At 74.7% G+C, this 13697-nt stretch carries 16 protein-coding genes; 6 read left to right on the forward strand and 10 right to left on the reverse strand.

Translation table 11 applies throughout. The features are described 5' to 3' along the window. Positions 1-3 precede the first annotated feature (3 nt). A complete protein-coding gene (locus tag ACFSJS_RS08450; RefSeq protein WP_380898504.1) occupies positions 4-945 on the reverse strand; it encodes an ROK family protein in 942 nt (313 codons plus the stop codon). Between the two features lie 178 nt (positions 946-1123). On the opposite strand from ACFSJS_RS08450, the gene ACFSJS_RS08455 reads away from it, so the two are divergent. The 3 genes from ACFSJS_RS08455 (at position 1124) to ACFSJS_RS08465 (ending at position 3375) form a co-directional block, all read left to right on the forward strand. Continuing rightward, positions 1124-2116 carry a LacI family DNA-binding transcriptional regulator gene (locus ACFSJS_RS08455; protein WP_380898933.1) on the forward strand — a complete coding sequence of 331 codons (993 nt, stop codon included), beginning with the start codon at positions 1124-1126 and terminating at the stop codon, positions 2114-2116. Between the two features lie 87 nt (positions 2117-2203). Further along, complete coding sequence (locus tag ACFSJS_RS08460; RefSeq protein WP_380898506.1) at positions 2204-2977, forward strand: SDR family NAD(P)-dependent oxidoreductase; 774 nt, start codon at positions 2204-2206, stop codon at positions 2975-2977. 26 nt (positions 2978-3003) lie between these two features. Then, a complete protein-coding gene (locus ACFSJS_RS08465) occupies positions 3004-3375 on the forward strand; it encodes a MerR family transcriptional regulator (protein WP_380898508.1) in 372 nt (123 codons plus the stop codon). Between the two features lie 98 nt (positions 3376-3473). On the opposite strand, the gene ACFSJS_RS08470 is transcribed toward ACFSJS_RS08465, so the two are convergent. The 4 genes from ACFSJS_RS08470 to ACFSJS_RS08485 all read right to left on the reverse strand — a co-directional run bounded on the left by ACFSJS_RS08470 (position 3474) and on the right by ACFSJS_RS08485 (position 6580). Continuing rightward, a complete protein-coding gene (locus tag ACFSJS_RS08470) occupies positions 3474-4436 on the reverse strand; it encodes an electron transfer flavoprotein subunit alpha/FixB family protein (RefSeq protein ID WP_380898510.1) in 963 nt (320 codons plus the stop codon). Between the two features lie 65 nt (positions 4437-4501). Beyond that, positions 4502-5287, reverse strand: a complete 786-nt coding sequence (locus ACFSJS_RS08475) for an electron transfer flavoprotein subunit beta/FixA family protein (protein WP_380898512.1) — start codon at positions 5285-5287, stop codon at positions 4502-4504. A gap of 211 nt (positions 5288-5498) precedes the next feature. Continuing rightward, positions 5499-6032 (reverse strand): flavin reductase family protein, encoded by a 534-nt coding sequence (locus ACFSJS_RS08480; protein ID WP_380898514.1) that lies wholly within the window; start codon positions 6030-6032, stop codon positions 5499-5501. Positions 6033-6151: 119 nt separating this feature from the next. Then, complete coding sequence (locus ACFSJS_RS08485; protein ID WP_380898515.1) at positions 6152-6580, reverse strand: TlpA family protein disulfide reductase; 429 nt, start codon at positions 6578-6580, stop codon at positions 6152-6154. 161 nt (positions 6581-6741) lie between these two features. Between ACFSJS_RS08485 and ACFSJS_RS08490 the strand changes: the two genes are divergently transcribed. Both ACFSJS_RS08490 and ACFSJS_RS08495 read left to right on the forward strand, forming a co-directional pair. Further along, on the forward strand, positions 6742-7152 hold the full coding sequence (locus ACFSJS_RS08490; protein WP_380898517.1) for a DUF4395 domain-containing protein: 411 nt from the start codon (positions 6742-6744) through the stop codon (positions 7150-7152). A 142-nt stretch (positions 7153-7294) separates the two neighbouring features. Further along, positions 7295-8014, forward strand: a complete 720-nt coding sequence (locus ACFSJS_RS08495; protein WP_380898519.1) for a lysophospholipid acyltransferase family protein — start codon at positions 7295-7297, stop codon at positions 8012-8014. A gap of 13 nt (positions 8015-8027) precedes the next feature. On the opposite strand, the gene ACFSJS_RS08500 is transcribed toward ACFSJS_RS08495, so the two are convergent. The 4 genes from ACFSJS_RS08500 to ACFSJS_RS08515 are packed head-to-tail and all read right to left on the reverse strand — an operon-like array spanning position 8028 to position 12018. After that, the gene (locus tag ACFSJS_RS08500; RefSeq protein WP_380898521.1) at positions 8028-8669 is read right to left on the reverse strand and encodes a transglutaminase-like domain-containing protein; all 642 of its coding nucleotides are present in this window, start codon (positions 8667-8669) and stop codon (positions 8028-8030) included. 30 nt (positions 8670-8699) lie between these two features. Further along, positions 8700-9788: a threonine aldolase family protein gene (locus ACFSJS_RS08505; RefSeq protein WP_380898523.1), complete on the reverse strand. Its 1089-nt coding sequence runs from the start codon at positions 9786-9788 to the stop codon at positions 8700-8702. Beyond that, complete coding sequence (locus ACFSJS_RS08510) at positions 9767-10546, reverse strand: SDR family oxidoreductase (RefSeq protein ID WP_380898525.1); 780 nt, start codon at positions 10544-10546, stop codon at positions 9767-9769. The genes ACFSJS_RS08505 and ACFSJS_RS08510 overlap by 22 nt, the downstream gene beginning before the upstream one ends. A gap of 59 nt (positions 10547-10605) precedes the next feature. Continuing rightward, entirely contained in the window at positions 10606-12018 is a 1413-nt protein-coding gene (locus tag ACFSJS_RS08515) for a DUF6421 family protein (RefSeq protein WP_380898527.1), read from the reverse strand. 321 nt (positions 12019-12339) lie between these two features. On the opposite strand from ACFSJS_RS08515, the gene ACFSJS_RS08520 reads away from it, so the two are divergent. Then, complete coding sequence (locus ACFSJS_RS08520) at positions 12340-13026, forward strand: glycerophosphodiester phosphodiesterase (protein WP_380898529.1); 687 nt, start codon at positions 12340-12342, stop codon at positions 13024-13026. Here the strand turns inward: ACFSJS_RS08520 and ACFSJS_RS08525 are convergent. Next, positions 13010-13621 (reverse strand): GNAT family N-acetyltransferase, encoded by a 612-nt coding sequence (locus ACFSJS_RS08525; protein ID WP_380898531.1) that lies wholly within the window; start codon positions 13619-13621, stop codon positions 13010-13012. The genes ACFSJS_RS08520 and ACFSJS_RS08525 overlap by 17 nt on opposite strands. Between the last annotated feature and the right edge of the window lie 76 nt (positions 13622-13697).

Genomic DNA, 13697 nt, shown 5'->3' on the forward strand with positions numbered 1-13697 from the left:
GGCTCACGGCGTCCGGGCCAGCGCCTCCCGGCAGGCCGCGGCGGCCCCCACCAGCCCGGCGTCCGTCCCCGTCCGGGCCGGGGCGATCTCCAGGCCCCGGACGAAGGAGAGCGTGGCGTACTCGGCCAGTGTCCGCCGCAGCGGCCCGAACAGCACCTCGCCGGCCTGGGCGACGCCCCCGCCGATCACCGCGATCTCGATCTCCACCAGGGTCGCGGTCGCCGCGATCCCGGCCGCCAGCGCCCGCGCGGCCCGCTCGAAGGAGGCGGCCGCCACCGGGTCCCCCTCCCGCGCGGCGGCCGCGACCGCGCGGGCGCTGGTGTCGCCGTCCGGGCCGGGCCGCCAGCCGTTCTCCAGGGCCCGCCGGGCGATGTTGGGGCCGCTGGCCAGCCTCTCCACGCAGCCGCGGGCGCCGCACGGGCAGGGTTCGCCGTCGAGGTCCACGCTGATGTGGCCGATGTGCCCGGCGTTCCCGGTCGGGCCGGCGTGCAGCCGCCCGTCCAGGACCAGCCCGCCGCCCACGCCGGTGGAGACCACCATGCACAGGGCGTTGCCGCGGCCGCGTGCCGCGCCCTGCCAGTGTTCGGCCGCGGTGATCGCCACGCCGTCGCCGACCAGGGTCACGGGCAGCTCCCCGACGGCGGCGCGCACCCCGTCGACCAGCGGGTAGTCGCGCCAGCCGGGGATGTTGACCGGGCTCACCGTGCCGCGCCGGGCGTCCACCGGACCGGCGCTGCCGATGCCCACGGCGGCCACCCGCGGCCACGCGGCGGCGGCCCGCAGTTCGCCGAGCACCTCGGTCACCGCCCGCATCACGCTCCGGCCCGGCTCCCGGGCCGGGGTCGGACGCTGGGTCCGCAGCAGCAGTCCGCCGTCGCCGTCCACCAGCGCGCCTGCGATTTTGGTGCCGCCGATGTCGAGGGCAGCGAAAAGATCCTGGTCCATGAGCGGCAAGTCTCACCTATCTCTGACAACGTTGTCCACTCCCCTCGTCCGCCCTATGCTCGTGCACCGGCGCGTACCCCCGAGACCGTCTCACCGCCGACGACAGGACAGGAGCGCAGTGGCCGACACCCCCCGCACCGCCCGCACCGCCAAGCACCGCTACGGGCTGCGGCCGACGATGAAGGACGTGGCCGCCCGTGCCGGGGTGGGCCTGAAGACGGTCTCCCGGGTCGTCAACGGCGAGCCGGGCGTCACCCCGGACACCGAACGCCGGGTTCAGGAGGCCATCACCGCGCTGGGCTTCCGCCGCAACGACAGCGCCCGCATCCTGCGCAAGGGCCGCACCGCGAGCATCGGGCTGGTCCTGGAGGACCTGGCCGACCCCTTCTACGCACCGCTCAGCCGCGCCGTCGAGGAGGTCGCGCGGGCCCACGGGGCCCTGCTGATCAACGGCTCCAGCGCCGAGGACGGCGAGCGCGAGCGGGAACTGGTCCTGGCCCTGTGCGCCCGGCGCGTGGACGGCCTGGTCGTCGTCCCCGCCGGTGGCGACCACCGCTACCTGGAGCCGGAGATCGCCGCCGGGGTGGCCACCGTCTTCGTGGACCGCCCGGCCGCCGGCATCGAGGCCGACACGGTGCTCTCGGACAACTTCGGCGGCGCCCGCGCCGGCGTCGCCCACCTCATCGCCCGCGGCCACCGCCGCATCGGCTTCATCGGCGACCTGCCGCGCATCCACACCGCCGCCGAGCGGCTGCGCGGCTACCGCGCCGCGATGGCCGGGGCCGGGCTGCCGGTGGACGAGTCCTGGGTCGCGCTCGGCCCGACCGGCCCCGACCGCGTACGGGCCGACACCGAGCGCATGCTGGCGGACCGGGGCCCGGGCCCGGTCACCGCCCTGTTCACCGCCAACAACCGGGTGACCGTCACCGTGGTGCGGGTCCTGGCCGGGCGGCAGCGGCGTGTGGCGCTGGTGGGCTTCGACGACTTCGAGCTGGCCGACCTGCTCACTCCGCCGGTCACCGTCGTCGCCCAGGAGCCCGCCCTGCTGGGCCGCAAGGCGGCCGAACTGCTCTTCCGCCGCCTGGAAGGCTCGGGCGACGCCCCGCAGCGCCTGGAGCTGCCCACCCGGCTGGTCCCGCGCGGGTCGGGGGAGGTGCCGCCGCAGCCCTGACCGCTTCCGGGCACCGCCCGCCGCCCGGGCTGCGCTCCGCCGCCCGGCTTGACCCTGACGCCTGCGTCAGGGTCGGACGATGGCGCCATGGAGACCGAGACCGCACGGCACAGCGCCGGCACCTTCCGCAGGACCGTCCTGGTCACCGGGGCCGGTACCGGCATCGGACGGGCCACGGCCCGCGCGTTCGCCGCCGAGGGCGCGAACGTGATCGCGGTGGGACGGCGCCCGGGTCCGCTGGAGGAGACGGCCGAGGGGCACCCCGGCATCACCCCGCTGCCGGCCGACATCACCGCCCGGGGCGCGCCCGAGCGCCTCGTGGAGGCCGCGCTGGAGGAGCACGGACGGCTGGACGTCCTGGTCAACAACGCCGGGATCGTCCTCGGCGGCTCCCTCGACACCCTCTCCGAGGATGTGATCGGCCCGCTCCTGGCCACCGACCTGGTCGCGCCCGTCCTGCTGGCCCGCGCCGCGCTGCCCGTCCTGGAGGCCCCGGGCGGGGTGATCGTCAACGTCGGCACGGCGGTGGGGCAGCGGGCCTGGCCGGGCAACTCCCTCTACGCGGCGGCCAAGGCCGCCCTGGACTCGCTGACCCGCAGCTGGGCGGTGGAGCTGGCGCCCCGCGGGATCCGGGTCGCCGCGGTCGCGCCCGGCGCGATCGACACCCCGATCGGCGAGCACCGGGGGCTGACGCCGGAGCAGCGGGCCGAGGTGCGGGCGTGGCAGCTGGCGCACACCCCGCTGGGGCGGATCGGGCGGCCGGAGGAGGTCGCCGGGATGATCGTCCGGCTCGCGGCGCCGGAGGCCTCCTTCGTCACCGGGGTGGTGGTTCCGGTGGACGGCGGGGCGGTCGTGGCGTGAGAGTGGTGCCGCTGGGGGTGAGGGGAATGCGCATCGGCGAGCTGGCACGGGCGACGGGGACGACGCCCCGGGCGCTGCGGCACTACGAGCAGGCGGGGCTGCTCCGCTCGGAACGGGCCCGCAACGGCTACCGGGTCTACGGCGAGCAGGCGGTGGTGCGCGTGCGCAACATCCGCCGCCTGCTGGATGTCGGGCTCACCCTGGAGGACGTACGGGTGTTCGCGCCCTGCCTGGACGGGGACATGACCGCGGCCCCGCCGTCCGGGCGGGGCCTGGAGGTGGTGCTGGAGCGGCTGGCCGTGCTGGAGGAGCGCATCGCCGCCCAGAGCGCGGTGCGGGACCGGCTGGCGGCGGCGCTGCGGGAGGCGACCGGAGGCCGGATGCGCCCGGTGGCCTGAGCGGCGCCGCGCCCGCGGCACCGCCTCCGGACGCGGTGGGGCCGCGCGACCGGTCCGGTCGCGCGGCCCCACCGCGTGGTCCGGCGTGCGCCCGGGGCTCAGCCCTTGCGGGCCTTGACCTCCTGGGTCAGCTTCGGGACGACGTCGAACAGGTCGCCGACGACGCCGTAGTCGACCAGCTCGAAGATCGGGGCCTCGGAGTCCTTGTTGACGGCCACGATGGTCTTCGAGGTCTGCATGCCGGCCCGGTGCTGGATGGCGCCGGAGATGCCCGCCGCGATGTACAGCTGCGGCGAGACGGACTTGCCGGTCTGGCCGACCTGGTGGGTGTGCGGGTACCAGCCCGCGTCCACCGCGGCGCGCGAGGCGCCGACGGCCGCGCCGAGGGCGTCGGCCAGCTCCTCGATGATCGAGAAGTTCTCGGCGCCGTTGACGCCGCGGCCGCCGGAGACCACGATCGCGGCCTCGGTCAGCTCCGGGCGGCCGGTGGACTCGCGCGGGGTGCGGGAGACGACCCTGGTGCCGGTGGCCTTCTCGCCGAAGGCCACCGTGAGCTGCTCGACCGTGCCGGCGGCCGGAGCGGCCTCGGGGGCGGCGGAGTTGGGCTTGACGGTGATGACCGGGGTGCCCTTGGTGACGCGGGACCTGGTGGTGAAGGAGGCGGCGAAGACCGACTGGGTCGCCACCGGGCCGGAGTCGCCGGCCTCCAGGTCGACGGCGTCGGTGATGATGCCGGAGCCGATGCGCAGCGCCAGGCGGGCCGCGATCTCCTTGCCCTCCGCGGAGGAGGGGACCAGGACGGCGGCCGGGGAGACGGCCTCGTAGGCGGCCTGGAGGGCGTCCACCTTCGGCACGACGAGGTAGTCGGCGAACTCGGGCGCGTCGGCGGCGAGGACCTTCACCGCGCCGTACTCGGCGAGCGTGGCGGCGGCGGTGTCGGCGCCGGCGCCCAGGTGCACGGCGACCGGGTCGCCGATGCGGCGGGCCAGGGTCAGCAGTTCGAGGGTGGGCTTGCGGACGGCGCCGTCCACGTGGTCGACGTAGACAAGGACTTCAGCCATGGATCTGCTCTCCTGCGAGGATTGCGAGGGCGGGTGAGGATGCGGGGCGCGAGCGCCCCGTGGGCTCAGATGAACTTCTGGCCCGCGAGGAACTCGGCGAGCTGCTTGGCGCCCTCGCCCTCGTCCGTGACGATCGTGCCCGCGGTGCGCGCCGGGCGCTCCGTGGCGTCGTCGACCGTGGTCCAGGAGCCCCCGAGGCCGACCTCGTCGGCGTCGATGTCCAGGTCGCCCAGGTCCAGGGACTGGACCGGCTTCTTCTTGGCGGCCATGATGCCCTTGAAGGAGGGGTAGCGCGCCTCACCGGACTGGTCGGTCACCGAGACCACGGCCGGCAGGGCGGCTTCGAGCTGCTCGGTGGCGGCGTCGCCGTCGCGGCGGCCGGTGACCTTGCCGTCCGCCACGGAGACCTCGGACAGGAGCGTCACCTGCGGCACGCCCAGCCGCTCGGACAGCAGCGCGGGCAGCACGCCCATGGTGCCGTCGGTGGAGGCCATGCCGCACACGACCAGGTCGTAGCCGGTCTTCTCGATCGCCTTGGCCAGCACCAGGGAGGTGCCGATCACGTCGGTGCCGTGCAGGTCGTCGTCCTCCACGTGCACCGCCTTGTCGGCGCCCATGGACAGCGCCTTGCGCAGGGCGTCCTTGGCGTCCTCGGGGCCGACGGTCAGCACGGTGACCTCCGCGTCGTCGGCGTCCTCGGCGATCTGGAGGGCCTGCTCGACGGCGTACTCGTCCAGCTCCGACAGCAGACCGTCCACGTCGTCGCGGTCGACGGTCAGGTCGTCGGCGAAGTGCCGGTCGCCGGTGGCGTCGGGCACGTACTTCACACAGACAACGATCCTCAAGCTCACGCCGGCTCTCCTACTGCGTCGTCATTACGGGCTGCCTTGCCTCACAGGCAGCATAGGCGCCTGATCGAGGCGGGTTCCGGTCCGGTGGGGCCGGCTCTCCGTCCAGGATATTACTCGTCAGTACACCCAGCCTTCTTCCCGTAGGCAAGGCCGGTGAACTGTGACCTTGCCAACGGTCCGGGCGGTGGAGAGGGGCCGCGCGGCCGCCGGCTCAGCGGGGGGCGCCCCTCTCGCCGAGGGCGCCGTAGTCACCCGCGTGGTAGAGCAGCGGACGGCCCGCACCCGAGGGGTCGCCGTCCACCACCTCGGCCAGGACCACCCGGTGGTCGCCGGTGGGGACGCGGGCGACCACCGCGCAGACCAGCCAGGCGAGCACGCCCTCCAGCACGGGCACCCCGTGCGGTCCCGGGCGCCAGCGGGTGGGCGGGGCGAAGCGGTCGGCGCCCGGACGGGCGAAGGTGGCGGCCAGCTCGCGCTGGTGCTCGCCCAGGATGTGGACCCCCACGTGCTCCGCCTCGGCCACGGCGGGCCAGACGGAGGAGGCGGTGGCGATGTTGAAGGAGACCAGCGGGGGCTCGGCGGCGACGGAGGCCAGGGAGGTGGCGGTGAAGCCGGCGGGGCGGCCGCGCCCGCGGGCGGTGATCACGGCGACCCCGGCGGCGTGCCGCCGGAAGACGGCACGCAGCAGCCCGGGGCCGAAGTCCGCCGCCCCCGGGGCCCGCCGGGTGCCGCCCGGTGCGCTCATATGAGATCCCCTGACCACATCGTGCCAGGCTGGCGACCGGGGACGATCTCCGTCAACCCCGGCCGGCGAGATGCGACCGGGGTCACGCGGCGGGCGGCCCCCGCCCCCGGCGCCGGCCGTCACGCGGCCCCCTCGACCGCCTCGCCGAGCGCGGCGATCACGTCGGCCTTGCGCGGCTGCCCGGAGGCCCGCCGCACGATCCGCCCCCGCGCGTCCAGCACCAGGACGGTGGGGGTGCGCAGGATGCCCAGCGACCGCACCAGGTCCAGCCGGGCCTCGGCGTCGATCTCCACGTGGACGACCCCCCCGACCAGGCCGGCGACCTCCGCCAGGATCCGCCGCGTGGCCCGGCAGGGCTGGCAGAAGGCGCTGGAGAACTGCACCAGCGTGGCCCTCTCGCCCAGCCTCCCGACGCCGAGCGCCTCGGCCGTCACCCTCTCCTCCGCGTCCCTCACGCGCACCGTCATCCTTCCGTCGCGCCGTCCGTGCCACAGCCCGAAGGCGCCGGCCAGCGCCAGCACCGCCAGGCACACGATCAGTCCCGCCATGCACCTTCCCGTCCTCGCCGCGCGCGTCGCCCCGCCGCGTCCGGGGGAGCGCGCCCCGCGCCCCCCGCATCCTCCCCCCGCCGTTCCACAGCGCCGCCGGCCGGGTCGCCGATTCCCGCACTCGACCCCCGGCGCCCCCGCCGATGGGGAATGCTGGCGCCATGAGGGTCGACATACGAGGAACGAGGTTCGCCGCCTCCGTGACCACCGCGGTCCTGGCCGCGGTCCTGGTCACCGGGAGCTTCCGGCTGCTGGCCGCGCAGGCGCTGGTGTTCGCCGCCGGGGCGCTCCTCGGGGTGGGGCGCTCCCCCTACGGGCTGGTCTTCCGCACCCTGGTCGGGCCCCGGCTGGGACCCCCGGTGGAGTTCGAGGCCGCGGGGCCGCCCCGGTTCGCGCAGGGCGTCGGCCTGGTCTTCGCCCTGGCCGGCCTGGTGGGGTACGGCGCCGGGCCGCTGTGGCTGGGCACGGCGGCGGTCGCCTGCGCGCTCGCGGCGGCCTTCCTCAACGCGGCGTTCGGCTACTGCCTGGGCTGCGAGGTCTACCTGGCGCTGCGCCGGGCCACCGCCTCCTGACGGCCCGTCGGGCGGCCGGGGGCGGGAAAGTGACGAAAATCTCCCGCCTCCGGTACTGGCCAGGGAAGTTACGGCAGCGTAGGTTCGGGTAGGTCCACAGGGAGAACCCTCCCCAGGCAGCTTCTCCAGAAGGGTCCTCCCCATGGCAGAACTCGTGTACCCGCCCGTCATCGGCGCCGCCCACACCCTCTTCAAAGCGCTCGACCTGCGCTTCGACATGGAGGGCACCGAGCACGTGCCGCAGCGCGGCGGCGCGGTGCTGGCCAGCAATCACATCGGTTACCTCGACTTCGTCTTCGCCGGGCTGACCGCCCGTCCCGCGAAGCGGCTGGTGCGCTTCATGGCCAAGGAGTCGGTCTTCCGGCACAAGGTGTCGGGGCCGCTGATGCGGGCCATGAAGCACATCCCCGTGGACCGCTCCCAGGGCGAGCACGCCTACCGGCACGCCCTGCGGGCGCTGCGCTCCGGCGAGATCATCGGCGTCTTCCCCGAGGCGACGATCTCGGAGTCGTTCACGCTGAAGAAGTTCAAGACGGGTGCTGCCCGGATGGCCCAGGAGGCCGGCGTCCCGCTGCTGCCGGTGGCGCTGTGGGGCACCCAGCGGCTGTGGACCAAGGGGCACAAGCGGGACTTCGGCCGCAACCACTTCCCGATCACCATCCGGGTGGGCGAACCGCTGCACCCGGCCGAGGGCGAGACGGCCGCGGGGCTGACCGAGCGGCTGCGCGAGCGCGTCCAGGAGCTGCTGGAGGCGGCACAGCGCGCCTACCCGGTGCGGCCCAAGGGGCCGGACGACACCTGGTGGATCCCCGCCCACCTGGGCGGCACCGCTCCGGCTCCGGCCGCGGCCGGAGCCCTGTAGGCCGCGGCTCCGCTCACTCCGCGCCGGCCGGCGCGGTCGGCTCCGGCTCCCCGAGGGACCGGGGGAGCAGCAGTTCCAGGTGCGCCCGGTCGCGGGCCGACCTGAGCGCGGTCAGGACCGGCTCGGGCGGCGCGGCGTACAGCAGCGGGATGTCGTACTCCCCCGCCGCCCGGTCCGGCGTGAAGGCCAGGCGCTCGCCGTCGAGCGAGAAGCGGGCGTCCACCCCCGGCTTGTTGCCCCGCGGGTCCTGCCGGGCCCAGGGGCGGCCGGGCAGCCTCACCGCGACCAGGCCGTGGACGACGTCCAGCTTCTGGTAGCACAGGGCGGTCGGGATGCCCTCGTGGCGCAGCAGCGCGGCCGGCGCGTGGGACTTGGCGTGGCAGATGCCGTTGCGGGTGGCGAGCACGTCGGAGGCGCGCCAGGCCACCCGCGGGTCGCCGCTGTCGAAGGAGTGCGGGACGGTGTCGCGGACGAAGTCGAAGGCGGCCTCCGCGTACCGCACGAGGGCGGCGGCGTCCTCGGTGTCGCCCGTCCTCCCGCCCGTCAGCGCCCGCAGCCGCGAGGCCGTTCCGGCCACCAGCGGATGCCGGTGGTCGACGGCCTCGTCGGCCGCGAGGTAGGCGGACGTGTCCGGGGTCTGCTGGATCAGCTCCACGCCCGGCACCCTACAGACGGCCGGGGCCGGTCACCTCCCCATTTCCTCCCGCAGCGCGGCGACGAAGCCGTCCACGTCCTCCTCGGTGGTGTCGAAGGAGCACATCCAGCGCACGTCGCCGGCGGCCTCGTCCCAGAAGTAGAAGCGGTAGCGCTTGCGCAGCCGCTCGCTGACGTCGTGCGGGAGCCGGGCGAAGACGGCGTTGGCCTCGACGGGGTGGAGGACCTCCACCCCGTCGACGGTGCGCACGCCCGCCGCGAGCCGCTGCGCCATGGCGTTGGCGTGGGAGGCGCTGCGCAGCCACAGGTCGCCGGCGAGCAGGGCCTCGAACTGCACGGAGACGAACCGCATCTTGGAGGCCAGCTGCATCGACAGCTTGCGCAGGTGCTTCATGGCCCGCACCGCGCCGGGGTCGAGCACGACGACGGCCTCGCCCAGGAGCATGCCGTTCTTGGTGCCGCCGAAGGAGAGCACGTCCACGCCCGCGTCCGTGGTGAACGCCCGCAGGGGCGCCCCCAGGGCAGCGGCCGCGTTGGCGATGCGGGCACCGTCGAGGTGCACCCGCATGCCGTGCTGGTGGGCCGCCTCGCACACCGCCCGGATCTCCTCGGGCGTGTAGACGGTGCCCAGCTCGGTGTTCTGGGTGATGGAGACGACCTGGGGCATCGCCCGGTGCTCGTCGTCGAAGCCGTAGGCCTCCCGCTCGACCAGCTCGGGGGTGAGCTTGCCGTGCTCGGTGGGCACGGTGAGCAGCTTCAGGCCGCCGACGCGCTCGGGGGCGCCGCACTCGTCCACGTTGATGTGGGCGGTCTCGGCCGTGATCACCGCTCCCCAGCGGTCGGTGAGCGCCTGGAGGGCGACGACGTTGGCACCGGTGCCGTTGAAGACGGGGAAGGCCTCCGCGGCGGGCCCGAAGTGGGCCCGGAAGACCTCCTGCAGGTGCGCGGTGTACTCGTCCCCGCCGTAGGCGGCCTGGTGGCCGCCGTTGGCGAGGGCGAGGGCCGCCAGGATCTCCGGGTGCACGCCGGCGTAGTTGTCGCTGGCGAAACCGCGCACCGCAGGATCGTGGCGGCGCCGGGCGTCGGTCGGGTGGGCCTCTACGGTTGCGGGGTCAGCCACAGGCGGTGTCCGTTCACTTCCTCGGTGGGCTCGTCCCAGATGCCGGCGATGGACCGGGCCAGGTCCCCGACGTCGGTGAAGCCCTCGAACTTGGCATTCGGGCGCTCGGCGCGCATCGCATCGTTGACCAGCGCCTTGACCACCAGGATGGCAGCCGCGGCCGGCGGCCCGGCATCCGACCCCCTGCCCGCCTTGCGGAAGGAGTCGGCCAGCGCCAGGGTCCACGCCTCGGCGGCGGCCTTGGCCGCGGCGTAGGCGGCGTTGCCCGCGGTGGGCCTGGTGGCGCCGGAGGCGCTGACGAGGACGTAGCGGCCCTTCCCGCTGCGGCGCAGCGCGCCCTCGAAGGCCAGGGAGGTGTGCTGGACGGTGCGCACCAGCAGCTTCTCCAGCAGGTCCCAGTGGGACAGGTCGGTCTCGGCGAAGGCGGCCGAGCCGCGCCAGCCGCCGACCAGGTGGACCAGCCCGTCGACCCGCCCGTACTCCTTCTCGATGCGGGTGGCCCACTCCCGGGTGGCCTCCAGGTCGAGCAGGTCGATGATGTCACCGGTGACGGTGGCACCGCCGTGCGCGAAGCGGGCGCGGTCCACGGCCGCCGCCAGCTTCTCGGCGTCGTAGTCGGCGGCCACGACCGTGGCGCCCCGCTCGGCCAGGCGCAGCAGGGCGGCCTGCCCGGCCGCGCCGGCCGCGCCGGCCACGGCGACGACGGCCCCCTCCAGCGGTCCGCCGTTGCCGTTCCCGTTGCCGTGCGTACTGGTCATCGTGCTGGCCCCTCTGTGGTCGCTGTTCCCGGTGGTGGGGTTCCCCCCGCGGCCCGCGCTCACGCCGCGACCGGGACGGCGGTGTCGGCGGTGATGCCCTTGGTCGAGGCGATCACATCGCGCAGCTTCCTGGCGAGCGCCTCGTAGAACATGCTCAGCGGGAACTCGTCCGGGTGCACCTCGTCCACCAGCTTGCGGGGCGGGAGGCTGAGGTCGAGGGCGTCGGGGCCCTTGGCCCAGGTGGAGCCCGGGTGCGGGGCGAGGTAGGTGGAGACCAGCTCGTAGGCCTTGAACCAGTGGACCAGCTTGGGGCGGTCGATGCCCTCGCGGTAGAGGGTCTCGATCTCCTCGCGCAGGCGGACGGTCACCTCACGGGCCCGCTGCCAGTCGATGGAGAGCCGGTTGTCCCTCCAGCGCAGGGCGTCGTGCCGGTGGAGGTAGGCGAAGAGCAGCTGGCCGCCCAGTCCGTCGTAGTTGCGGTTGCGCTCACCGGTGACGGGGAAGCGGAAGAGGCGCTCCAGCAGCACCGCGTACTGCACGTCCCGGCCCTGCGCGTAGCCGTCGGCCTCCAGCCGCACGGCCTCGTGGAAGGCGGTGAGGTCGCAGCGCAGCTCCTCGATGCCGTACATCCAGAACGGCTGCCGCTGCTTGATCATGAAGGGGTCGAAGGGCAGGTCGCCGTGGCTGTGGGTGCGGTCGTGGACCATGTCCCACAGCACGAAGGTCTGCTGGGCGCGCTGCTGGTCGGCCAGCAGGCCGCGGGCGTCCTCGGGCAGCTCCAGCTTGGTGACCTCGCAGGCGGCCTCGACGACGCGGCGGAAGCGGGCCGCCTCGCGGTCGCAGAAGATGCCGCCCCAGGTGAACCGCTCGGGCACCTCGCGCACGGCGACGGTCTCGGGGAACAGGACCGCGGAGTGGGTGTCGTAGCCGCCGGTGAAGTCCTCGAAGGTGATGCCGAGGAAGAGCGGGTTGTCGTAGCGGGTGCGCTCCAGCTCCGCCAGCCAGTCCGGCCAGACCACGCGCAGGACGACGGCCTCCAGGTTGCGGTTCGGGTTGCCGTTCTGCGTGTACATCGGGAAGACGACCAGGTGCTGGAGTCCGTCGACGCGCCGGGAGGCCGGCTGGAAGGCCGTCAGGGAGTCCAGGAAGTCGGGGACGCCGAAGCCCTCGCCGGCCCAGCGGCGCAGGTCGGCGACCAGGGCGCGGTGGTAGGCGTCGTTGTGCGGGAGCAGCGGGGCGAGTTCCTCCACGGCGGCCACGACCCGTTCCAGGTGCCGCTCGACGTCGGCCCGGGCGGGGGCGTCCCCGGCCGTGAAGTCGATGGAGCCGTCCTTGGACTGGGCCGGACGGATGGCCTCGACGGCCTCCTTGAGCACCGCCCAGGCCGGGTGGTCCACGACACGGCCTGCGGACGCTCCGTCGGCGGCGTGCACACCACCCGCCATCGGCGCGGGCGAAAGGATTTCCGTCATATCTACCCCTCCACAGAAGAAATTCTCGTAGCAGCACCGTAGCTGCGGACACTTCTCTGATCAACCCGAGGAGGAGAAAATCCTTCGGCACACCACATGCACGACGCTTGTTTTTCCCGCAACGGGCCGTTGAAACCGGAGATGCGCCCGCTCCGTCCCGGAATGGGCGGCCCGGGGCCGCAGGAAGGCGCCGCAGAGGCCCGGGAGGCCCGGGGCCCCCGCAGCGCCCCGGACGCCCCGGGCGCGCCGGCCGCCGCCGCCCGTCGCTACCCTGGCGGCGCGTACGTACCGCCGGCCCCGCGAGGAAAGCGAGAACCTGCCGTGCCACTGCTCACCGTCGGGCACCGCGGAGTGATGGGCGTCGAGCCCGAGAACACCCTGCGGTCCTTCCTCCGGGCGGAGCGCGAGGGCTTCGACGTCATCGAACTGGACCTCCACCTCAGCCGCGACGGCGCGCTGGTGGTGATGCACGACGCCGACGTGGACCGCACCACCGACGGTTCGGGGCCGATCGCACGGAAGACCCTGGCCGAACTGCGCGAACTGGACGCCGGGCAGGGCGAGCGGGTCCCCGTCTTCGAGGAGGTGGCGGAGGCCGTCTCGGCGCCCCTCCAGGCCGAGATCAAGGACCGCGCCGCGGCCCGGGTGCTCGCCCGGGCCGTCGAGCGGCTCGGCCTGCACGAACGGGTCAGGGTGATCTCGTTCCACGACGACGCCCTGCGCGAGACCCGCAAGCTCCTGCCGGAGATCCCCATCGCGCTGGTCACCGGCTCCTCCACGCCCACCGCACCCGAGCGCGCCGCGGACCTGGGGGCCGACATGGTCTCCTGCGAGCTGCCGCGGCTGACGGCGGACGTCGTGGAGCGCTGCCGCGGCATGGGCATCGAGGTGATCTCCTGGACGGTCAACACCGACCGGGACCTGGCCCGCGTCCGCGAGCTGGGCCTGGACGGGGTCGTCACCGACCTGCCCGCCGTACGGCGGGCGATCGTCAGCGGAGCGGCTTGACCAGCAGCTCGAACTCCAGGTCGGGGCGGCGCGGGACACCGAAGCGCTCGTCGCCGTACGGGAAGGGGCTCCGCTGCCCGGTGCGCACGTAGCCGCGCCGCTCGTACCAGGCGACCAGCTCCGCGCGGACCGTGATCACGGTCATGTGCATCTCGCGCGCGCCCCACTCGTCCCGCGCCAGCCGCTCGGCCTCCGCCAGGACGGCCCCGCCCAGCCCGCCGCCCTGGAGGGAGGGGCGGACGGCGAACATCCCGAAGTACGCCACCGGCTGCCCGGACCCGTCCGTGCGGCGCTCCAGCTGGCAGCAGGCGACGGGCTCGCCGTCCCGCTCGGCCACCAGCAGCAGGCTGCCGGGGGCCCGGATGACGCCGGCGACGCCCTCGGGGTCCGTGCGCTGCCCGTCCAGCAGGTCCGCCTCGGTGGTCCAGCCCGCCCTGCTGGACTCCCCGCGGTACGCCGACTGCACCAGCGCGACCAGCGCGGGCACGTCCTCCTCGCCCGCGGGGCGCAGGCGCAGGGCCGGTACGGCCGTGCCGCCGGGGGCGGCGTCGTGGAGGGCGGTGTCCTGGGGGCCTGCGGCGTTCGGGGCGTTCATGGGGCCGAGCCTAACCGGCACGCCCGCCGTCCGGTTTCCGCGTTCCGCGCACCGGACTCCGGCCCTAGGCTCCGGG

It is taken from the genome of Streptomyces desertarenae, from assembly GCF_042681365.1.
In the GTDB taxonomy this organism is placed as follows: domain Bacteria; phylum Actinomycetota; class Actinomycetes; order Streptomycetales; family Streptomycetaceae; genus Streptomyces; species Streptomyces desertarenae.